This window comes from Corynebacterium nasorum (genome assembly GCF_022345765.1).
In the GTDB taxonomy this organism is placed as follows: Bacteria; Actinomycetota; Actinomycetes; order Mycobacteriales; family Mycobacteriaceae; genus Corynebacterium; species Corynebacterium kefirresidentii.
Genome location: NZ_JAKRDR010000007.1, coordinates 14,490 through 35,420 on the forward strand (window position 1 = coordinate 14,490; position 20,931 = coordinate 35,420).

Below are 20,931 nucleotides of genomic sequence, written 5' to 3' on the forward strand. Positions count from 1 at the left end.
CGCCACCATATACCCGCGTGTGTGGCTAGGATAGGCAGCATGCATAATCCTCACAGTGGAGACGGCTGGGCGGCAGGTCCTGGCGGCATTCGGGTCTGGGGAAAATTCGGTGCCGCTGGCCTCTTTCTTGTTGCCGGGCGCAAGGTGCTTCTCCAACACCGTGCCGCGTGGACCAATCACGGCGATACATGGGGGATTCCGGGTGGCGCCCGTGATTTTACGGAGACGCCGACCCAGGCCGCGTTGCGCGAAACTCAGGAAGAATGCGCGATTGCGCCCCACGATGTAGAGGTACTCGATGCGCAAGTCACGGCCGGGCCTTATCCCGCAGCGGGGGATCTACCGGGGGAGTGGACCTATACCACCGTGCTCGCGCGCACGCGCACCGGTGTTCCGCTTCCTACTACAGCTAATGAAGAGTCCTATGAGCTGCGCTGGGTGCCTTTCGACGAGGTGGAGACCCTCCCATTATTGGCTGCCTTTCGTCGCTCCTTTCCCACCCTGCGGGAGAGTATGGAGGCATTGAACAGGTAAAGTTGCCAGATTTATGGCACTCTAGTGCCATGATCGAAGTAGAAGGACTGACTAAACAATATAAGTCTGTCCGCGCCGTTGATGATCTCACCTTTCAGGTAAAACCCGGCATGGTCACCGGGTTCCTAGGCCCCAATGGCGCGGGCAAATCCACCACCATGCGCATGATCCTCGGCTTGGATGCTCCTACGGCCGGCAAGGCGCGCATTAACGGCAAGCACTACCACGAGCTCAAGCAGCCCCTGCGTGAGGTGGGTGCCTTGCTCGATGCCAAGGCAGTGCACCGCAACCGCAGCGCCGCTAATCACCTGAAATGGATCGCACAGTCCAATGGCATTTCTACTTCCCGCGTTGACGAGGTCTTGGGGCTGGTAGGGCTTTCCGACGTCGCCGGTAAGAAAGTCGGCGGCTTCTCCCTCGGCATGGGCCAGCGCTTGGGCCTCGCCGGCGCACTGCTCGGTGACCCGGGCATCCTCATTTTGGACGAGCCGGTCAACGGCCTTGACCCGGAGGGCATTCGCTGGGTCCGCCAGCTGGTACGTGCCCTAGCCAAAGAGGGCCGCACCATTTTGATTTCTTCCCACCTGCTGTCGGAGATGTCCCAAACCGCAGATCACCTCGTGGTCATTGGTAAGGGCCGCTTGGTAGCGGACCAGCCCACCTATGACTTTGTGAAGGACCACTCGGAGTCCTCCGTGCTGGTGCGCTCCGATCACCTCGATGCCTTTGGCTCTGCTCTGCGCGCCGAGGGAATCTCCTTTACCGAGTCCACCGACGAGGAAGGCCGCCCCCGCTTGGTGATTGCCAACCAGACCACGGATTTCGTGGGCCAGCTGGCGTACTCCACCGGTGTGCCGCTTAATGAGCTAAGCCTCAAGAGCGCCTCCCTAGAGGACGCTTTCATGGAGCTTACTGGCGACGCCGTCCAGTACCACGGCTCCACTGGTGCCCCCACCGCCGGCGGTGCTACTGCCGGTGCCGGTGCTGCCACTCCGTTCGCTCGACCCACCCAGCAGGAGGTTTAAGTCGCCATGCTGAATACTTTGAAGTCCGAATGGACCAAGCTGCACACCACCCGCTCCTTCTGGTGGACCACCTTCATCTTCCTCTTCTTTGCGTGGGGTTGGGCCATCCTCAATGCCCGCCTGACAAAACCGGCAGAAACCCCCGAGGATGCAGCGTTTGGTATGGGTGTTATCACCCCGGATGGCGCGGTGTCTTTTCTTTTGGCCCTCGGCCTGCCCGTGCTCATGATCCAAGCCATTATGATCGTGACCACCGAGTACCGCTTTGGTACGCAGACCATCACGTACATGGCTACCCCGCGTCGCTGGTCGGTGGCCTTGGTCAAACTGCTCATGTACGCGGTCATCGCGGCCGCGCTCAGCTTCATCGCGGTGGCCGGTTCCTACTTGCTTACCGAGCTTTTTGCCTACGATGAGGTAGCCGCGCAATTCCAGCCTTGGGACGATGAGATGGGGCAGAAGCAGCTGTGGAAGTACCCACTGGCAGCGGCTCTTATCGTCCTTTTCTCCCAGGGGCTCGGCCTGTTATTGCGCTCTACCGCCGGCTCCGTGGCCATCGGGTTGATCCTCTTCCTTGGTTTGGACGGTTTCGTGTCTATGATCCCCAAGGTGGGCGGGAAGCTGGTGAACTACATGCCATTTAGCGCGTTTCAGTCGTGGCTAATGGATCAAACTCCCGCAGATGCTCCGTGGAAGGAATCCTGGGGATTTGGGCTGGTATTCCTCGCTTGGGCTCTCCTTTTGTGGGTCCTAGGCGTCATCGTCCTGCAAAAGCGCGACGCCTAAACACCTCCAACGCTTAAGCCCCCATTGCTTAGGCGCTTCACCGCCTCGGCCGGCAGCTCATTCGCTGCTCACCGGGGCGGTGTCTTGTTTCCGGACCGTTTTCGTTGCAGCCGCGGTGGTCCGTGTTCGCTCTACTGCAGCGCGGAGGTAAGTCGCATGACATTATCCACGTAGCGGCGGATAAAGCCGCGCTCATTCCATTCCTCCAAAGTTAGCTCGTGACACACGGCGCGGTAATTGGCTACGAGCTGGTTGAACTGGTCAATGAGGTCTCCCTTGGCCACCAGCATGGTGGACTCATAGTTCAGACCAAAGGAACGCGGGTCCATATTGGAGGAGCCGAACATACACAGCGGATCGCGGCCGGGATCGTCCGGGTCGGTAATAATGAACTTGGAGTGAAGCACAAAGGGGTAGGGGAATTGGTAGATGTGTACGCCGGCCTCTAGCAGGGCCTGGTAGTAGGAGGACTGGGCATGGTTGACCATAAATTGGTCCGCCTTTGCCGATACATAAAGCTCCACATCCACGCCGCGGTAGCAAGCGGTGGTCACGGCCTCTAGCAGGGACTCATCCGGGACAAAGTAGGGCGAGCACAAAACTAGCCGGTCCTTGGCGTGGTGAACCAGGGAGTTGAACATGCGCAGGTTTGGCTCAGTGGTATAACCAGGTCCGGAGGGGATGATTTGGAGGTGATTGGCGTCGGCAGTCTGGGCGTCGTCATAAGGCAGCTCATCGAGGGGAAGGTTCTCGTCTGCCTCTAGGTACCAATCCACGGCGAAGACCGCGGACATAGAAGTCACAATTGGCCCAGAGAGTTCCACCATGTAGTCGATCCAGTAGCGGTCCTTGGTTTTGTACTGGCGCTTAATCATATTCAGCGAGCCGATAAAGCCCACCTTGCCATCGATGATCACCAGCTTGCGGTGGTTGCGCAGGTCCGGACGCCGGAAACGGCCCTTGTGTATCTGAATGGGCAGCATGAGATGCCAGTCCACGCCTATCTCTGTCAGCTGCTTGCCCAGCTTGAAATAGCCCTTGTACTTAAAACTGCCGATCTGATCCAGCAGTAGCCGCACCTTCACGCCGCGGGCGGTAGCCCTGCGCAGTGACTCGAAGAAGACGTCCGTGACCTCGTCCCAGGACTGGATGTAGATCTCGATGGACACGTACTTCTTGGCGCGGTCAATGGCGGCGGCGATAGCGCGAATGGATTCGTCATAATCCGCGTGCAGACCCAGGTTGTGGCCCACCAACGCTGGGAATCCGGTCAGCTCGCGGTTGAGCCGGATGACCGACTCAGTTTCTGCCGAAAGTATGCCCTGTGGGTGGTCAGGGGTGTGGGCCGTGACGTTTTCAATCTTCTCATTTGCTTGCTGCTGGATGCGGTGGCGGCGCCGGTTGATATACGGCGAGCCCATAAGCAAAAACAGCGGCAGACCGATAAACGGCAGCACCAAAATAGCCAGCAGCCACGCGGTGGAACTGGACGGGCGGCGGCCTTCGGGCACGAAGCCGACGGCAATAATCTTGATGCCGTAATCCAGGATTAGGAATAAAAGCTGCCAGAAGCTGAGATCAAGCGACCAAGACATTTATCGCACGGAATCGAAATCGGGCAGATTGAAATCTGCGAGAAGCGGGCAGTGATCGGAAGTTTTATCGCCGGCGCGCTCAACCAGGTCTACCTGTGCGCCGGTTACGTGTTGGGCAAGTGGGGCGGAAGCCAACTGGAAATCGATGCGCATGCCTTCGTTCTTTTGGAAGCGCATGCCCTTGTAATCGAAGTAGGTATAGCGTTGGTCCTCCGTGAACCGGCGGGTGACCTCCTCGAGCCCGGACTCTTCCAGCATCTGGAATGCGGCGCGCTCTGGCTCGGTGACATGCGTCTTGCCGCGGAAGGCTTCGATGTCCCATACGTCTTCATCGCGCGGAGCAATATTGAAATCACCGGTCAAGAGAAGTTTAGACTGCGCATTATTTTCCGCATAGTGCGCCAGGTGATAGAGAAAGTCCAGCTTGTAGTCATAGTGGCGGTCCGTGATCTCGCGGCCGTTGGGCACGTAGAGGGACCACATTTCTACGCCACGGATTCGGGCCCCTAGCGCTCGTGCTTCACGGTCTTGTGGCTTATCTGGATCTTTGGCAAAGCCGGGTTGTCCCGGGAAACCTACAAAGACCTCCTCGGGCGCGTCTGTGGACACGATGGCCACGCCGTTCCACTGGTTGAGCCCGTGGCACGTGACGTGCAGACCCGCTTCCTCGAAGGGCTCGCGTGGAAACTTATCGTCTTTTACCTTAGTTTCCTGCAGGCACAAAACGTCGATATCGTGCTTGGAGATAAGGTCCAGCGCCCGCTGTGTGCGGGTACGAACGGAGTTAATATTCCACGTGGCGATGCGCATGCCACATACAGTACCTGCCCGCTGCAGCGAGGTCAGTGGGCAGTCCCATAAGGCTCACCACCCAGCCCGAAAGGGTGCTGCGCGGGGCCTAGCCCCGCAGGCGGGCGTAGACGCGGCGGTGTTGCTCGATGAAGCCGAGCTTCTCAGCCAGCCGCACTCCTGCGGTATTGGAAGCCGGAACGGTGAGGTAGGCATGCTCCGCGCCATTATCGCGGCCCCAGCGCAGCAGGTGCTGGCCTAGCAGGGTGCCGAATCCGCGGCGGCGGGAGTTCGCAGCTACCTCCACATTAGAAAGGCCCAGCCACGCGGTGCCATCGCCGGATTCGCTAATGGCACCGCGGGCAATGGCGACGGTTACGCCTTCGAGCGCTAGGCGGCCAAAGCCAAGTGTGCCCTCGATGGGGGCGCTCAGGTGCTTCAGTGCCTGAGGCGAAAGGGTTCCGCTGCGGGAGTGATACATCTCCAGCCACTGGTCATCGGGGTGGTCTTCGACATGGAAGGTGGGGGAAGCAGAGGGGGCTTCGGCAAGCGCGGGCAGATCGCGCAAGACCATAGCGAGCGTTTCTGGTTCGGTTTCCGAGGCGGCGTCGGCAAGCAGGCGCTCGGCGGGTTTGCCAATGCGCTCTGGAACCAATAGGCGCACCGGCAGGTCGCGGCGGGCGAAGAAGTCCTTAATCTCTTCCATCGGCACCGGGGTAAAGCCGGCCGAAGGGCCCAAAGGCACGGCCGAATTGGAGCTGCCGGTAGCCCCGTCGCCGGCGCGCAGGAGCCAAGAACCATCGCTAGTCCAGGCGTGCTCCCCGCCGGGGAAAGCCGCGGCCGCCGCAACCTCCACGGCGCGGATATCGGAATTGCGGACCATGCGCGGGGAGAGCCGCTTGATGATTTTCAGCTGTTCCGGCGGGATCTCTACCGCATCCAGGTCAGAGGGGAAACCACCGACCTCCTGCGGGCGGATAACCAGCGGATTGAGGCTCAGCACGTGCCCGATGACGTCGCTATGCACGCCGCCGAAATCGCGCCGGGCCACCACGCGCTCGCCCACCTGGACGGCATCGGAGCGGAAAATACGTGACATTAGTCGTCGTGGCCGAAGGGATCGGCGTCCTCGCCCGGTACCCAGGAATAACCCGGCTCGGTCCACCCATTGCGTTTGATGGCCTTTTTGGCCTGGCGCTTATAGCGGCCGATGAGGGTATCGGTGTACAGGAAGCCATCGAGGTGGCCGGTCTCGTGCTGCAGGCAGCGGGCGAAGAAGCCATAGCCTTCGACGGAGATGTCGTTGCCGTTTTCGTCCTTGCCGGTCACGCGCGCCCAGTCGGCGCGGCCGGTGGGAAAGCCTTCGCCTGGAACGGAGAGGCAGCCTTCGTCATCGGAGCCGTCGTCGGCCGGCATGGTCTCCGGAATTTCGGAGGTCTCCAACACGGGGTTAATAACGCAGCCCTTGCGCATGCCTGCCTTTTCGGACGGCAGCTCGGTGCCATTGGGCCCGTCCGTATCGGGGCAGTGGTAGACAAAGAGGCGCTTGCCAATTCCTACCTGGTTTGCAGCTAGGCCCACGCCATGGGCGGCATCCATGGTTTCATACATGTCCGCGATGAGTTGCTGCATTTCCGGGGTGGAAATTTCGGATTCTTCCACCGGTTGGGTGGGATTGTGAAGCACGGGCTCGCCGTGGATAACGATGGGGCGAATAGTCATGCCTTACAGTTTAGGCATGGACCCCTTGTCTGACCTAGACGCCGCCATTTTGGACTTTGAAGAAAACGCGCCGCGCAGCATCGGCCGCAAGGAAGAGGCCATCCGCGCGCAACTGGATATCTCCCCGGTGCGCTACCATCAGCGCCTTAACCTGCTTCTCGACGCCCCCGCGGCCGCCCAATCCCATCCCCTCCTAGTCGCCCGGCTGCGCCGCCTGCGCGAGGAGAGAGAAAACACGCGGCGCGCCGCGCGGGGAAATACCCCTTCTAGTTAATTCTGGGTACTAGTGTTGCGTATGTGACTAATGTGAATCCGGAAAATTCGACCGACAAGGTACCCGACGAAACCCGCGCCGGCTCCGCTGCCGGTGCGTCCGCTTCCCGTGCCGCTAAGCGCCCCGCTGGTGGCGGCGCGCACGCTAAAAAGGGCGGACTCCCGCTGCGCGGCCTGGCGATGGTCCTCATCGCGGTGGCCGTCATGCTCGGCCTCTGGGCTTTGTACTCCATAACCTCGGGCGACGATGATTCCACCGTGGCCTCCGAGAGCAAGCAAGAAAACTCCACCGGTTCCACCATTGGTGCCGCACCCGAAGGCTCCGCTGGTCCCGATGCCGCAGGTTCCCGTGCCCCCGGTGCCCCAGGCGCTTCCGAGGGTGCAAGCGCTCTTTCCCCTGCACCGGCGCCAGGAAAGGGCGATGCCCCACGTGATTCGGCTGCTTCCGGTGCTGCCGACGAGGCTGCTGCGCCTCAGGGCAATGACGCTGCAGGAGAGGAAAACGCCCACTCCGCCGCGCGCGACCGCAAAGATATTAAGGTCAGCGTCCTCAATAACTCCGGTGAGGTAGACAAGGCCAAGAAGGAAGCCGATTCCCTCAAAGGCGGCGGCTTCAAGGTGGGCTACGTGGGCAACCTGCCTGGCGATGTCCTTACCGTCCCGAAGACCACCGTCTTCTACCCGGAAGGCGATACCTCTGCTGAAGCACTGGCCAAAGAGGTAGCCGCTCGCTATCAGGCCGATATCGCGCCCATGAATCGCGACCTGCCTAAGGAAGCAACCGATGACGGCGCCGTCGTTGTCGCCCTAGCGGTGCCGCAGGCCTAAGCTAGCTGCGTACCTGACCTAAAGTCCAAGGGCATCCGGCCAGAAAGAAACTTTATTGTTCTGTGGCCGGATGCCCTTGGACTTTTATGATCTGAGATATTGCCTACCCGCACGGCCGCCGCTGAGAATGGGTTAAATAAAATTCACTTCTTAATACCTGTCAGCCGTTAAGCTGAATGGGTGAAGATCCCGGCAGAACAATTCGCCCGCTCTCCCGAACCAACGCTAGGTGTGGAATGGGAGGTAGCGCTCGTGGACCGCGAAACGCGCGACCTCGTCCCGCGCGGTGCGGAACTTATCGATCTGGCCAATGCGACCTATCCCGATATCCATCTGGAAAAGGAATTTCTCCAAAATACGGTGGAGCTAGTTACAGGCATTTGCCACACCGTTCCGGAAGCAATCGCTGACCTGAAAAATTCCCTGAACGCGGTGGAAGAAGCCGCCGATAAGCTGGGGGTAGATGTCTGGGCATCCGGTGGGCACCCATTTACGGATTTCCGCGAGAATCCGCTTTCGGATAAACCCAGCTATCAAGAAATCATCGCGCGCACCCAGTACTGGGGCAAGCAGATGTTGCTTTGGGGCACGCACGTGCACGTGGGCATTAGCCACGAGGACCGCGTGTGGCCCATCATCAATGCGCTAATGACCAAGTACCCCCACTTGCTGGCCTTATCAGCGTGCTCGCCGGGGTGGGAGGGCCTGGATACCGGCTATGCTTCCAACCGCACCATGCTCTACCAGCAGCTGCCTACCGCAGGCATGCCATATCAATTCCGCGATTGGGCCGAGTGGCAGTCCTATATGCGCGACCAAGCGATTTCCGGCGTTATCAACCACACCGGCTCCATGCACTTTGATATTCGGCCGGCCGCCAAGTGGGGCACGGTGGAGGTGCGCGTGAGCGATGCGACGTCGAATCTGCGCGAGCTTTCCGCCATCGTTGCGCTTACTCACTGCTTGGTGGTCTACTACGACCGGCTTATCGACGCCGCGGAACCCCTTCCCACCCTGCAGCCCTGGCACGTGGCAGAAAATAAGTGGCGCGGCGCCCGCTACGGCATGGATGCGCTGGTAATTACCTCCCGCGAGACCGATGAAGCCTGGGTCAAAGACGAGCTAGCGCAGATGGTGGAAGAACTCGCCCCCATCGCCCGCGAGCTGGGATGCTTTAATGAGCTGCAGCTTATCCACGAAATTATTGATGGCGGCGCCGGCTATGAGCGGCAGCGCCGCTTGTTCAAAGAAACTGGCAGCTGGCGCGAGGTGGTTGAGGAGACCTGCCGCGAGCTGCGCACCTTCCGCCCGCTCTAAAGCGGGAGGGCAGGGGGCCGGTAGCCGCCTCGGGCTTAGTCCTCGGAGCGCGAGTGGCGCCCATAAGCCGGGGTATCGGGGATATCGGTGATGTCCTGGGACGCGGGGAAAGCGCGCGTTTCGGGACCCACCGCGGGCATTTCTGCCGTTTCATCGCTGATAGTGCGCGCTGCCAGTGAATGACCACCACGGGTCGTAGACTCGGTGTTCACTGAATGCGCCGGATGGGCCGCGGTCGTGGTGGCAGCAGGTTGCGCGGCAGCGGGCTGCTGGGGGCTACCAGGGGTGGTCGTTTCCTTGGCCGGTTGGGTGCCAGGGATAAATCCCCACACCGCGTAGAAGGCGATATAGATAACGCCGGCGCCGGTAAAGGCCAACATGCCCCAGGGCTGCAGATCCCAGTGGTTGAGCGAGCGGCTAGCAGCAGACAACCACACGGCTGCGGAAATGAACGGCATGGTTACCGCACACATGGCCAGCACCGATACAAAGCCAGCAAGCTGTGCGCCGAGGAAACCGTGCAAGCGCCTGCCCAGCGCCTGGTTAACGGAAACCAGTACGACGACGGCCAAAGGCACCGTCCATACCCAGTGGTGATACCAGGAGAAGGGGGAGACCAAGCAGGAACTGATACCGGCGAGCGCAAGCGCGGCCGAGTTATTACGGTGCTTCATCGCGGTACGCAGCGCCAAGCAGGTCAGAATAAAGACCACGACCACGGCGGCAAGCCATACCCAGCCGCCGTCGATGCCCCATGCGCGGACCATCACGGAGCGGATGGACTGCGCACCTGGGTTAGTGTGCTCGCCCACGCGGGAGGATTTAAAGATGGCATCGGTCCAGAATTCGGCGGCATCCGGGATGGTTACAAAGCCAATGGCAACGGTTACCGCGAACGTCAAGATGGCGATAATCGCCTGCCACCAGCGTTTTTGGAAGAGCAGAACCAGTCCCATATAAGCGGGGGTAAGTTTCATACCCGCAGCCAAACCGATGCCGATGCCCGGCAGGGCCCGCTTGCGCGGGAGGAGGTCCAAGGCAACCAGCAACATCAAAAAGATGTTGATCTGGCCAAAGAATAGGGTGCCGTGCACCGGTTCATTTGCCGGGGTGCAGCACAAAAGCAAGATGCCCAATAACCACATTGCCGGGGAGAGCTTGAGCCCGCGCTCGCGCAGAACCAGCATGATGACCGTAAACAGGGCAAGGGCGGTGCCGCCTTGCCAAAGGAGGATCAAAGGGTCGTCGGCAAGCGAGGAAAGCCACGTGAAAAGAGTGCCGGAAAAGGGCGGATAGGTAAAAGGCAGGTCACCAATATAGGCGTTATCGTACAAGTTTGCGCCCTGCGCTACCTCACCACCGGCGAGCCAATAAATCTTCAGATCTAGCGGAACGCGCCACACAAAGGCGCTATTGCCATCGTAGATGCTGAAGCGATAGACAATGACGCCGATGAGGGCGGCGAGCAAAGTCACCACAGTGGGAAGCCCATAAAGCTTTTTCACGGTGAAAAGCGTCTCCTACTTGCGGCGCAGCGACTTCGCGGCGGGGCGGTCGTTGCGGGACATGGTTTCCTCGGTGCCGTATAGGCCCTCACGGCGTGCAATACGTGAGGTGCGCTGCGCGGTTACCGGGCTAGTGAACATGGCAAACAGTACCAGCAAAATGAGCATTCCTAAATCCCCCCGCTCGGCCACGCTGAAGGATTCCGCGCCCGTGAGGCGGATGATCGCGCCCAGGATGGTGAGGATAAGACCGGTGGTCTGCGGCTTGCTCACCGCGTGTACGCGCGACATTGTGTCTTTGAATCGAGCGATACCGATGGCTGCGGCCAAGGTGAGGAGGCTGCCGCTAATAATGAGGATGAGCGAGAGTACATCAGCGATAAAGGACCAGCTCATTGGTTATCCCTCTTCCTAAACCTTGTAACCGACACGGTAGAGATAAAACCCAAGAGCGCAATGACCAGCATGGCCGAGGCCACCGTGGTGTTGAGCGACCAGCACATGTAGGTAGCAAGCGCGCACTGGAACATCGCGGTAAAGCCATCCATACCCACCAAACGGTCCAGCGAATTAGGCCCGGTGATAATGCGCCAGACGGTAATGAGGAAGGAGACGACCAGCAGCGCGGCGGCCACCAGCAAAATCGCATTGTAGATCTGAGGATCCATTAGGGGTGGCTCCTTTCAAAGATTTCGATGAATGAGGCCTCCATACGGGCCACGGCATTGCTCTCGCGCTGGATTTGCTCCTCATCGTGGGCATCTAAGATGTGGACGGTGAGCATGCGGTTAGCAATATCAATATCGGTTACCGTGCCACCCGGTTGCAGGTTGTACAGCGTCACCGCCAAAGAGATGGCAAACTCATTATCCAAGCGCATGGGCAGCTCCAAGATGGCGGTCTTGGGCACCGGCTGCGGGCGCACGGCCAGCCATCCCACCTTGAGCGAGGCGTAGAACAACTCCCAGAACCAGCGGAGCATAAAAGCAATGAGCTTGCCCCAGGAGACGTCGATGCCGGTAATCGGCATGGCCGGCAGCGGTAGGGCAAAGACAATAACGACGCCGATGATAAGTCCCGCCACCAAGTTTCCCACGGTGACCTCGCCCATCAGCATGCACCACATGATGATGAGCCAGACGATGAACCACGGACGGAAGCGGTGGTGCAGGCCGGAAAAGCGCGAGTTAGTCATCGCTAATATCCTTCCTCTTGGCGGCGTCCGGGGACTTTACGGTGGTGGAATGCGCATCGCGTCCACCGGCTTCTGGATCGGTGCGGGAATCCAGGCCCGGCGAGGCCGGGGGCTCCGCCTCAGGAGAGTGGCTGCGCCTATTTTCATAGGAATCAGCGCCGCCGGTGTAGCGCTCCTTCTGGTTGAGGTGGCGGGTGGGATCATCCGCGCGGTTGCCCAGCACGGCGTACTGGTAGATGGACGTATCCTGCGCGGATTCGGCCGCGCGCGAGGTTACCCCGGAAATCGGTCCGGCCAGGAAAGTAATGGACGTAGACGCGGCCACCAGCAGGGTCGTAGAGGCGATCATGCCAAAGGGCACCCTGCCCACATCCTGGCGGGAGGAAAATTCCACCTCATCGGTGATATCGGAAAGCGGGGCCGGGCGGGCGAGCGCCACGTTGCCTTCAGGGGCATCGGCGCGGTCGCGTTGAAAGCCCTTAGCCCACACCAGCATCATCACGTAGAGGGTAAGCAGGGAGGTAGCCACGGCTCCAACGATAAGTACCCAGGCCATCCAGGATCCTTCATTCGCACCGGCTTGCAGCAAAATGACCTTGCCCAGGAAACCGGAGAACGGCGGGATGCCGCCCAGGTTGATGGCGGGGATGAAATACAAGATTCCGATGAGCGGGGCGGAATACATCAGCGAGCCCAAACGGCGCAGCGAAGATGTTCCGGCCTGGCGCTCAACCAGTCCGACCACCAGAAATAGCGCAGTCTGGACCAGAATGTGGTGTACGGCGTAGAAGATGGCGCCAGAAAGCCCCTGCGCGGTACCCAAAGAGACGCCGAAGATCATATAACCAATGTGGCTGACCAGGGTAAAAGACAAAAGGCGCTTAATATCGGATTGCGCGATGGCGCCCAAAATACCCACCAGCATCGTGGCGAGGGCTACCCACATGAGCACGGTATCGAGCCCACCCGCAGTAAAGACGGAGGTGCGGGCGCGGATGATGGCGTAGACACCCACCTTGGTCAGCAGGCCGGCAAAGACGGCCGTGACCAGCGAAGGTGCCGTGGGATAGGAGTCCGGCAGCCAGGCATCCAGCGGGACCACGGCGGCCTTAATGCCAAAGGCGACGAGCAACGTGGCAAAGATAGCGGTGCGAGTTCCTTCCGGAATGTCCTGCATGCGCTGGCCAATCTGTGCCATGTTCATCGTGCCCACGGAGGAATACACATACCCCAACGCGAGCAAGAAGATCATGGATGAGGCCATCGACACCATCACGTAGCCCACGCCGGCGCGCACTCGACCAGCCGAGGCCCCCAAGGTCAACAGCACATAGGACGCCACGAGGAAGACCTCGAAGCCCACGTAGAGGTTGAAGAGATCGCCAGCCAAAAAGGAGATATTAACGCCCATGGTCAGCAGCATGTAGGTGGGCAAGAAGACGGCCACCGGCTCGTCCTTGGTGCCGTCGCGAACGCCCTGAGAAATGGCGTACCAAATGACAGAAAACAGCACCACGGAGGACGTAAAGAGCATGACCGCAGAGAGGCGATCCGCCACGAGCGTGATACCCACCGGGGCGTCCCAGCCTCCTACCTGCAGGGTTTGGATGCCTTCAAAATCTGCGATGAGGATGAGTACGGCATTGACCACGGCGGTAATGAGCAGTGAGAAAAATACGATCTGGCGCTGCACATTGGGAATGCGGCAAAAGATCAAGGCGAGGGCCGCGGCCACTGCCGGGATGATAATGGGCAGCGGAATGAGGTAGCCGATGTAGGGAAAGAGGGCATCGACAAGCGGCTGTACGGTCTCACTCATCGCGGGCCCCCTTTACTGGTTCCTCGAAGGATGCAGGGCCGAAGTTATCGCCTTGCTTGGTGGCGCGGCCGGTAGCCGGATCATTGGACGCATCTTGGTCCGGGCTGGCGGCCGCATTGCCGGGGCGCGCGGCCTTGGCGGCAATAGCGGTATCTTCCGCGTCATCTTCAATGACATCATCCGTGCGGTAGCGGTACTGGCGGTAGGCCAGGGTAAGGATGAAGGCCGTCAGCGCCATGGAAATGACGATGGCAGTCAGAATCATTGCTTGTGCCAGCGGATCTGCAATCTCGGTGCCGAAAGGTTCCGAGTCGCGGCCATCGATAGGCGGAGAACCGGCCGAACCGCCGGACTGCAGCAGGAAGAGGTTTGCGCCATTGCCCAAAAGCAGCAGTCCAAGCAGCATTTTGGTCATGGCGCGGTCCAGGAGCAGGTAGACGCCCGCGGCTACGAGCACACCGGCGGCCAAGAGGAGGAAGAGGTTGGCTTCCATTTATTTCTCCTTCCCTGTGGTGGCGGTTGTGCTTGCTGTAGCGGCTTGTTTCTTTTCCTTGCGTTGGGCCCGTTGCGCTTTTTGCTTGGCGGTGCGTTGGCGCTGCTGCCGGGCCAGCGAGCGGGCGCGATCGCGGGCACGTTGCTTACGCATATCCTCTTCTTCATCCAGCTTGGCGCCCAAGGAATTTAGGATGTAGAGCGTGAGCCCCACGACGATGAGGTAGACACCTGCGTCAAAGACCAACGCTGAAGGTAGCGAAACCTTGCCGATGAGCGGAATCTCCGGTGAGGTGTATCCGCTGGTAAGCGGCGGGTGACCAAAGAACATCGGGGTCACCGTGGCTAGTGCGGACAGCAAGAGACCGGTGCCCATGGTGCGGCCGGCGTCAATAGGCAGGGTTTCTTCCAGCTCCGCGCGCCCACCAGCCAGGTAACGCAGGATGAGTGCTAGCGCTGCCACGAGGCCGCCGGCAAAGCCACCGCCAGGAGCATTGTGGCCGGAGAAGAAGAAATAGAAGGACAGTGCGACCATGGACGGGAAGAGCACGCGGGTGGAGACATCGATCATCAGCGAGCGGTTGAGTGCTTGCTCAGATTCCACCCCGGCGGCCAGCCACCGCCGGCCGGTAACCCGCAGGGTGGGGCGGCGGCTTTCACGGCCGAAAGATTGGGTGCGATAAATCAGCGAGACCACGCCCAGTGCGGCAATGATAATCACCGTGATTTCGCCAAAGGTATCCCAGGCGCGCAGGTCCACCAGCAAGACGTTGACAGTATTGGCACCGTGTCCAATCTCTTTGGCCAGATCCGGCATGAACTCGGAGATGGGCTTGGACTGACGCGCGTTAATAGCAAACATCGCTACTACGGTGACGGTAAGACCCGTGCCCACGGAAAGCCAGGCACGCAGGCGGCCCATCTTGGGGTCCTGCTTCCATTCGGTGGAGGCCGGCATGCGGCGCAGAACCAGCATGAAAAGAACCATCACGATGGTCTCGGTCAACAGCTGCGTCAGCGCCAAGTCCGGCGCACCGTGCAGAGCGAAGATGAAGGCGAGCGTATAGCCAGTCACCCCGACGATGATGACGGCTGATAAACGATTATCGGTGACCGTGGCAGCCACGGCGGCCACCATGATGATGAAGGCGGCGACGATCTGCCAAGGATTTTCCGCCACTATCATGCGGATATCAGTGAGATCGCCTTTGATGATCATAGCCAGTGGCAGCAGCATCAACGTGGCAAAGATAACCGTCAAGTTCAGCTGCAGGGAGCCGCGCTGCGTGGTTGCCGTCGTGCGCAGCGAGAGCTGGCGCAAAAGAGCGATGACCGAATCGTAGGCGTCATCCGCATTGCCCAGTGCGGGGTAGGAGAATTGCCACTTGACCAGGACCTGGCGTTGCCAGTGCATAATAATACCGGCCACAATAATGAGTGCGGAGAGGCCCAGCGCCACCGTCAAGCCATGCCACAGGGCTAGCTCGCTATGCTCCTCCGGGCCGAAGGTGGAATTGAGGTGTTGGTCAAAGGCTGCCGAAAGCGGCTTGGGGAATACACCAAGTACCACTGTCAGGACGGTAAGTAAGACAGGGGAGAGCCATAGCCCCAGGTTGACCGGATGCATCTTGGCGACGGCCTCTGCCAGCTCCGTTCCATTGACCTCCTTCTTGGTGGCAAAGGCACCCCACAAAAAGCGCAGCGTATAGGCCATCGTGAGGATAGAACCGAGGACATAGGCCACAAGCATCATATTGCGCGGCATGCCGGCCAAGAGCTCTTCGTGCATGGTGGCTTCCAGCACGGCCTCTTTAGCCACGAAGCCAAACAGTGGTGGGACGCCGGCCATGGAGAACCCGGAAATGATCGCAATACCGAAAAGGAAGGGCTCCTTGCGCCCCAAGCCGGATAGCTTGGTGATATCCCTCGTGCCCGAGCAGTGATCGATAGCTCCGACGACCATAAAAAGCGCCGCCTTAAATAGCGAGTGCGCAAAGGTCAGCGCGAGGCCGGCCTGCATGGCTTCCCGCGAGCCTACGGCCATGATGGAGGTGATAAAACCCAACTGGGAGACGGTGCCATAGGCCAAAATCAGCTTCAGGTCGCGCTGTTTGAGCGCCATCCAGCCACCGAGCAGCATGGTAACTACGCCGAGGGAGATAACCACCACGTGCCAGGTGGCCACCTCATACATCGAGGGTGCCAAGCGCCCAACGAGGTAGATGCCGGCCTTAACCATCGCGGCGGAGTGGAGATAAGCGGAGACCGGAGTCGGCGCCGCCATCGCGCCGGGGAGCCAAAAGTGCGCCGGTACGATTGCGGACTTTGTCAGCGCGCCCGCCAAGATGAGCACGATGGCCACCGTGACATAGGGTGTTTGCGCAAAGTTCTCATAGGCGGAGATATCACTAAAGGTCCACGCCCCAGTTTGCCGCCCGAGCAAGATAATGCCCATGAGCATGGTTAGCCCGCCCAGCGCGGTGACCATCAGCGCCTGCTGGGCCGCGCGGCGGGAGGAGGCTCGTTCCGCATAGTAGCTAACCAAGAGATAAGACAGCAGGGAGGTAATCTCCCAGAACACGTACATCAGCAGGAAATTATCCGCGGCCACTAGACCAAACATGGCGGTGGCGAAGCCCACCATTTGCGCCGCGAACATGGCCAAGCGGCGTCGCGTGCCGTCGAAATAGCCCCAGCAGTAGATCAATACCAGCGCGCCCATGCCCAAGATGATGAGGCTAAACAGCGCGCCTAGTCCGTCTAAGCGGAGGTCAAAACTTAGGTTCGCGGAGGGCATCCATTCCACGGTGTTCTCAACCGCGCCACCGTCTGCGAAGGTGCCGCGCAGAAAGTGCATGAGCGTCCACACAAAGCCTGCGCCGGGGACTAGGGCCAAAATTCCAAATGCCGGGCGACCCATTCGCATGATGAGCAGCGGTGCCACCACGGTGGCGGCGATGAGAGTACCCAGGAGTATTAGCACGTTGGTTACTGCGCTCCTTTTGGTTGTATCGCGTTCTCTTGCCCCGCTGCCGCGAACACCACGAGCATCACAACTACTGAGAGACGAGAACATTCACGAGCCGCACGCCGCTGAGTACGCCGCGGGGGCATAGTGCAAGCAACATGGCCGAGCGCGGGGCCAACTTTTTGCCACTTTACCGGCTTTTCTACGGCTTTGAAAGAACTATTTTTGGCGCTGTATTATATGCTGCTGTTTTGCGGCATAAAGAAACCCCGCTCCGTGGGGAGCGGGGTACGCCGCAGTGCCGCGGCAATAGCCAGGACCCAGGCTGGGCCAGGGGCGCAAGCCTTAGGAGTAGCGCTGCAGGAAGAGTGCCTCGGCTGCGGCAATATTTTCGATCTCGGTGGGATCCACCGACTCATTGGCGGAGTGAATGGTGCACTTGGGCTCCTCCACACCGTAGAGGGCGATCTCCGCGTTAGGATGCGCCTCTTGCAGCTCGGTGGTTAGCGGAATGGAACCGCCCATGCCCTGAGCGGCGGTCTCTGCGTTATAGGCCTCGGAAAGGCATTCGCCTAGCAGGGCAGCGGCTGGCTTTTCCGGATCGGTGGCAAAGCCGGCATTGGACTCGAGCACCTCGGCCTTGACGTGGGCGCCCCAAGGGGTGTGGCTGCGGAGGTGCGCACAGACGGCGTCGGCAATCGCAGCGGCATCGGCGCCAGCTGGAACACGCAGGTTGAGCTGGGCGGAAGCGGTAGCGGGCACGGCGTTGACTGCTTCTGCAACCGGGGTAGAGGTAAAGCCGGTCACGGTAATGGCTGGGCGGGACCAGACCATATTTGCCACCGGGGTGGCGCCAGCCGGGTCATCTTCGCCCATGATCTTGGTGCCCTCCAGCAGCTGTGCATCGGCACGGAAGGCCTCGGCCGAGTATTCCTGGCCGGACCACTCGGCGGTGGTATCTACGCCATCGATAACGGTGCGGCCGTACTCATCGGATAGGGAGTCGATGGCGCGCATCAGGGCTTTGGCGGCGTCCGGGGCCGCGCCACCAAATTGGCCGGAGTGAACGCCGGCGGCCAGCGTATCGACCTGCACACCAATCTGCGCGCCGCCGCGTAGGGAAGTGGTCAAGGTCGGCTGGCCTACGGCGGAGTTGCCGGCATCGGCGATGAGGATGGCATCGGCCGCAAAAAGCTCCGGGCGGTCCTTGATGAGCTGGGACAGGCCCTCGCCGCCGCGTTCCTCAGAACCCTCGATGAGGTACTTCAGGTTGACCTTGGTGCCGCCGTTATTGTCCACCGCGCGCAGGGCCGCTAGGTGCATGGCCACGTTGCCCTTGCAATCGGCGGCGCCGCGACCGTACCAACGAGTAGAGCCATCGGCGGCCTGGCGCTCAGTAAGGGTAAAAGGATCAGAATCCCACGCTTCGCGGTTGCCCGCCGGTACTACGTCATAGTGGGAGTAAAGCAGGACGGTTTTGGCCCCCTCGTCGCCCTTGCGCTCGCCCAAGATGGCGGTGGAGCCATCGGCCGTGGTGATGGTTTCCACGCTCACTCCGGCTTCTTCGAGTGCGGACTTAACCCACTGGCTCGCGCCCTTGGTCTGGTCCTCCAAGCCTTCCTCATTGTGGACGGAGTTGAAGGCTACGAGCTCGCTGAGCTGGCGGAAAATGGTCTCGCGGTCGTTGCGGATGCTTTCATTAAGTGCAGTCATGTGTACTACCGTACCCGCCCTGCCCAAGCTATAGAGCAACCGGAATAGGAAAACGCTGGGGTGGTGAACTAAAATTTATTCATTCCACCCTGTGCGGATTTTGTCCGTTCGGACCCTATTCCGGCGAGGAATCGGGGCCAAACAGACAGGAACGGACGTGGCAGGCTGCGGTTTGTTACGCGGGGTGAAACGAGAAACTTTCATAGCCGAGAATAGAAAGGACCTGGCATGGCGAACGCATCATCCGCCGCAGGTTCCAAGGCCACCCTGCCCGAGCTGACTCTGCGCGGCATTATCATCGGCGGCCTGATTACCCTCATCTTCACCGCTGCCAACGTGTACCTAGGCCTGAAGGTGGGCTTGACCTTTGCTACCTCCATCCCCGCTGCCGTGATTTCCATGGCAGTCTTGCGCCATTTCAAAGGTCATAACATTAAAGAAAATAATATTGTCCAGACCATCGCCTCTGCTGCGGGCACCTTGTCCGCCATCATCTTCGTCCTCCCGGGCCTAGTGATGGTGGGGTACTGGCAGGGCTTCGGCTTCCTGCAGACGGCCGGTGTGTGCATCATCGGCGGCGTGCTGGGCGTGATGTATTCCATCCCGTTGCGCCGCGCTTTGGTAACAGGCTCCGATCTGCCCTACCCGGAGGGCGTGGCCGCGGCCGAGGTCCTCAAGGTGGGCGATGAAAATGCTTCCGGCGCCAGCCAGGAAGAAAATGCCAAGGGTCTGCGCATCATCGTCGCCGGCGGTATTACCTCGGCCGTCATGGCGCTGCTGACCGCAATGAAGGCGGCCGCCTCTGAGGTCACCGCCTATTTCAAACTCGGCGCCGGCGCGACCACCCTGGGCACGAGCCTTTCTACCGCCCTTATCGGCGTGGGCCACTTGGTGGGCCTGCCGGTGGGCATCGCCATGCTGGTTGGCGTAGTGATTTCCTATTTCATCTTGCTGCCCATTTTCACCACCGGTGATATTTCGGGCGCCACCGCTCTTGCCGACGTCGTCGATACCACCTTCTCCGATGATATCCGCTTCATCGGCGTGGGCACCATGGCCATTGCCGCTATCTGGACCCTGCTGAAGATTGCCGGGCCCATTGCGCTGGGTATCCGCCAGTCGCTAGCCTCCTCGCGCGCCCGTAAGTCCGGTTCCGCCGTGGATGTGACCGAGCGAGATATTCCCTTCCCCTATGTTGCCACCACCATCGTGGCGTTTATGGTGCCCATCGCGCTGCTGCTGTGGGACTTCGTGCAGGGTACCGATATCCATGACCATATGGCCGTGCTCATTACCGTCTCCGTGCTCTTTACGTTGCTGGTAGGCCTCATTATCGCCTCTGTGTGCGGCTACATGGCGGGCCTGATTGGTGCGTCTAACTCGCCGATTTCCTCCATCGGTATCATTGCCGTGCTTGCTGCCTCGCTGCTCATCGCCGCCGTTACCCGCGGCACCAGCGCTGATCCTTTGTCCTTGGTGGCGTATACGCTCTTTACCGCGGCCATTGTCTTTGGTATTGCCACCATTTCCAATGACAACCTGCAGGACCTGAAGACCGGCGCACTCGTTGGCGCTACCCCGTGGAAGCAGCAGGTAGCGCTCATTATCGGCGTGGTCTTCGGCTCCCTAGTCATCCCGCCGATTTTGCAGGTCATGCTCAACGGTTTCGGTTTCCAAGGCATGGAGGGTGCGGGCGAAGACGCCTTGGCCGCCCCACAGGCCGCCTTGATGTCTTCGGTTGCCTCCGGCATCTTCGATAGCTCGCTGGATTGGGACCTTATCTTTATCGGCATGGCCATCGGCGCTGTCCTCATTATTATTGACGAGCTCCTGCGCAAGTTCACCGATAAGTACTCATTGTCCCCGCTGGCAGCTGGCATGGGTATGTACCTGCCGGCCGCGCTGACCATCGTCATCCCCATCGGCGCCATCCTGGGCACTTTCTACGATAAGTGGGCCGCGAAGCAATCCCGCCCCGAGTTTGCCAAGCGCATGGGAACCCTCCTGGCTACCGGCTTGATCGTGGGTGAGTCCCTCTTTGGCGTGGTCAATGCCGGCATCATCGCCGCCGCTGGCGGCGAGAGCCCGCTGGAAATCTTTGAGGGTGGTGCCTCCGCCACCGTGGTAGGCGTGATCCTCTTCATTATCGCGCTAACGTTCATCTACCGCTGGACCAAGCGCACGGTGAAGAGCTCCTAGTTCCTGATCCATTCCTTATATAATGGCGTCCCTTCGCGGGGGCGCCATTTTTTCTTGCAGTCGCGGTGGGAGAGTGCCAGAATGGTCGTTAGCACTCGCACAGTATGAGTGCTAGATAAATCTACATCGTTGTGGTTGAGGTTGGTTCACACTCACCAGCCATGCCGTCGC

The 20,931-nt window shown here is 60.1% G+C and carries 19 protein-coding genes; 7 read left to right on the forward strand and 12 right to left on the reverse strand.

Annotated features, from left to right (window positions below):
• The first annotated feature begins 39 nt into the window (after positions 1 to 39).
• The 3 genes from MHK04_RS06590 to MHK04_RS06600 are packed head-to-tail and all read left to right on the forward strand — an operon-like array spanning position 40 to position 2,345.
• Positions 40 to 534, forward strand: a complete 495-nt coding sequence (locus MHK04_RS06590; protein WP_023019974.1) for an NUDIX domain-containing protein — start codon at positions 40 to 42, stop codon at positions 532 to 534.
• Positions 535 to 563: 29 nt separating this feature from the next.
• Positions 564 to 1,559, forward strand: coding sequence for an ABC transporter ATP-binding protein (locus tag MHK04_RS06595; protein WP_239208106.1), 996 nt, complete (start codon positions 564 to 566; stop codon positions 1,557 to 1,559).
• 6 nt (positions 1,560 to 1,565) lie between these two features.
• Complete coding sequence (locus MHK04_RS06600; RefSeq protein ID WP_200288607.1) at positions 1,566 to 2,345, forward strand: ABC-2 transporter permease family protein; 780 nt, start codon at positions 1,566 to 1,568, stop codon at positions 2,343 to 2,345.
• Positions 2,346 to 2,476: 131 nt separating this feature from the next.
• On the opposite strand, the gene cls is transcribed toward MHK04_RS06600, so the two are convergent.
• The 4 genes from cls to MHK04_RS06620 all read right to left on the reverse strand — a co-directional run bounded on the left by cls (position 2,477) and on the right by MHK04_RS06620 (position 6,451).
• Complete coding sequence (gene cls, locus MHK04_RS06605; protein ID WP_023019971.1) at positions 2,477 to 3,940, reverse strand: cardiolipin synthase; 1,464 nt, start codon at positions 3,938 to 3,940, stop codon at positions 2,477 to 2,479.
• On the reverse strand, positions 3,941 to 4,750 hold the full coding sequence (locus MHK04_RS06610; protein ID WP_239208105.1) for an exodeoxyribonuclease III: 810 nt from the start codon (positions 4,748 to 4,750) through the stop codon (positions 3,941 to 3,943).
• An 88-nt stretch (positions 4,751 to 4,838) separates the two neighbouring features.
• Positions 4,839 to 5,828, reverse strand: coding sequence for an N-acetylglutamate synthase, CG3035 family (locus MHK04_RS06615; RefSeq protein ID WP_023019969.1), 990 nt, complete (start codon positions 5,826 to 5,828; stop codon positions 4,839 to 4,841).
• The gene (locus MHK04_RS06620) at positions 5,828 to 6,451 is read right to left on the reverse strand and encodes a peptide deformylase (protein ID WP_023019968.1); all 624 of its coding nucleotides are present in this window, start codon (positions 6,449 to 6,451) and stop codon (positions 5,828 to 5,830) included. Before MHK04_RS06620 ends, MHK04_RS06615 begins: the two co-directional genes overlap by 1 nt.
• On the opposite strand from MHK04_RS06620, the gene MHK04_RS06625 reads away from it, so the two are divergent.
• The 3 genes from MHK04_RS06625 to MHK04_RS06635 all read left to right on the forward strand — a co-directional run bounded on the left by MHK04_RS06625 (position 6,450) and on the right by MHK04_RS06635 (position 8,869).
• Positions 6,450 to 6,725 (forward strand): DUF3263 domain-containing protein, encoded by a 276-nt coding sequence (locus tag MHK04_RS06625; RefSeq protein ID WP_239208104.1) that lies wholly within the window; start codon positions 6,450 to 6,452, stop codon positions 6,723 to 6,725. The genes MHK04_RS06620 and MHK04_RS06625 overlap by 2 nt on opposite strands.
• 23 nt (positions 6,726 to 6,748) lie before the next feature.
• Positions 6,749 to 7,552 (forward strand): LytR C-terminal domain-containing protein, encoded by an 804-nt coding sequence (locus MHK04_RS06630; RefSeq protein WP_239208103.1) that lies wholly within the window; start codon positions 6,749 to 6,751, stop codon positions 7,550 to 7,552.
• A gap of 180 nt (positions 7,553 to 7,732) precedes the next feature.
• Positions 7,733 to 8,869: a glutamate--cysteine ligase gene (locus MHK04_RS06635; protein WP_023019965.1), complete on the forward strand. Its 1,137-nt coding sequence runs from the start codon at positions 7,733 to 7,735 to the stop codon at positions 8,867 to 8,869.
• Positions 8,870 to 8,904: 35 nt separating this feature from the next.
• Here MHK04_RS06635 and MHK04_RS06640 read toward each other — a convergent pair whose 3' ends face one another.
• From MHK04_RS06640 to MHK04_RS06675, 8 genes are all read right to left on the reverse strand, one after another.
• Positions 8,905 to 10,374 carry a glycosyltransferase 87 family protein gene (locus tag MHK04_RS06640; protein WP_239208102.1) on the reverse strand — a complete coding sequence of 490 codons (1,470 nt, stop codon included), beginning with the start codon at positions 10,372 to 10,374 and terminating at the stop codon, positions 8,905 to 8,907.
• A gap of 15 nt (positions 10,375 to 10,389) precedes the next feature.
• A complete protein-coding gene (locus tag MHK04_RS06645) occupies positions 10,390 to 10,770 on the reverse strand; it encodes a monovalent cation/H(+) antiporter subunit G (RefSeq protein WP_023019963.1) in 381 nt (126 codons plus the stop codon).
• Positions 10,767 to 11,042, reverse strand: coding sequence for a monovalent cation/H+ antiporter complex subunit F (locus tag MHK04_RS06650; RefSeq protein ID WP_023019962.1), 276 nt, complete (start codon positions 11,040 to 11,042; stop codon positions 10,767 to 10,769). Before MHK04_RS06650 ends, MHK04_RS06645 begins: the two co-directional genes overlap by 4 nt.
• Positions 11,042 to 11,569: a Na+/H+ antiporter subunit E gene (locus MHK04_RS06655; RefSeq protein WP_239208101.1), complete on the reverse strand. Its 528-nt coding sequence runs from the start codon at positions 11,567 to 11,569 to the stop codon at positions 11,042 to 11,044. Before MHK04_RS06655 ends, MHK04_RS06650 begins: the two co-directional genes overlap by 1 nt.
• Positions 11,562 to 13,388 carry a Na+/H+ antiporter subunit D gene (locus tag MHK04_RS06660; protein ID WP_239208100.1) on the reverse strand — a complete coding sequence of 609 codons (1,827 nt, stop codon included), beginning with the start codon at positions 13,386 to 13,388 and terminating at the stop codon, positions 11,562 to 11,564. The genes MHK04_RS06655 and MHK04_RS06660 overlap by 8 nt, the downstream gene beginning before the upstream one ends.
• On the reverse strand, positions 13,381 to 13,881 hold the full coding sequence (locus MHK04_RS06665; RefSeq protein ID WP_023019959.1) for a Na(+)/H(+) antiporter subunit C: 501 nt from the start codon (positions 13,879 to 13,881) through the stop codon (positions 13,381 to 13,383). Before MHK04_RS06665 ends, MHK04_RS06660 begins: the two co-directional genes overlap by 8 nt.
• Positions 13,882 to 16,863, reverse strand: a complete 2,982-nt coding sequence (locus tag MHK04_RS06670; RefSeq protein WP_239208099.1) for a Na+/H+ antiporter subunit A — start codon at positions 16,861 to 16,863, stop codon at positions 13,882 to 13,884.
• A gap of 330 nt (positions 16,864 to 17,193) precedes the next feature.
• Complete coding sequence (locus tag MHK04_RS06675) at positions 17,194 to 18,561, reverse strand: M20/M25/M40 family metallo-hydrolase (protein WP_239208098.1); 1,368 nt, start codon at positions 18,559 to 18,561, stop codon at positions 17,194 to 17,196.
• A gap of 228 nt (positions 18,562 to 18,789) precedes the next feature.
• On the opposite strand from MHK04_RS06675, the gene MHK04_RS06680 reads away from it, so the two are divergent.
• Positions 18,790 to 20,760 carry an OPT family oligopeptide transporter gene (locus MHK04_RS06680; protein ID WP_239208097.1) on the forward strand — a complete coding sequence of 657 codons (1,971 nt, stop codon included), beginning with the start codon at positions 18,790 to 18,792 and terminating at the stop codon, positions 20,758 to 20,760.
• Positions 20,761 to 20,931: the final 171 nt, after the last annotated feature.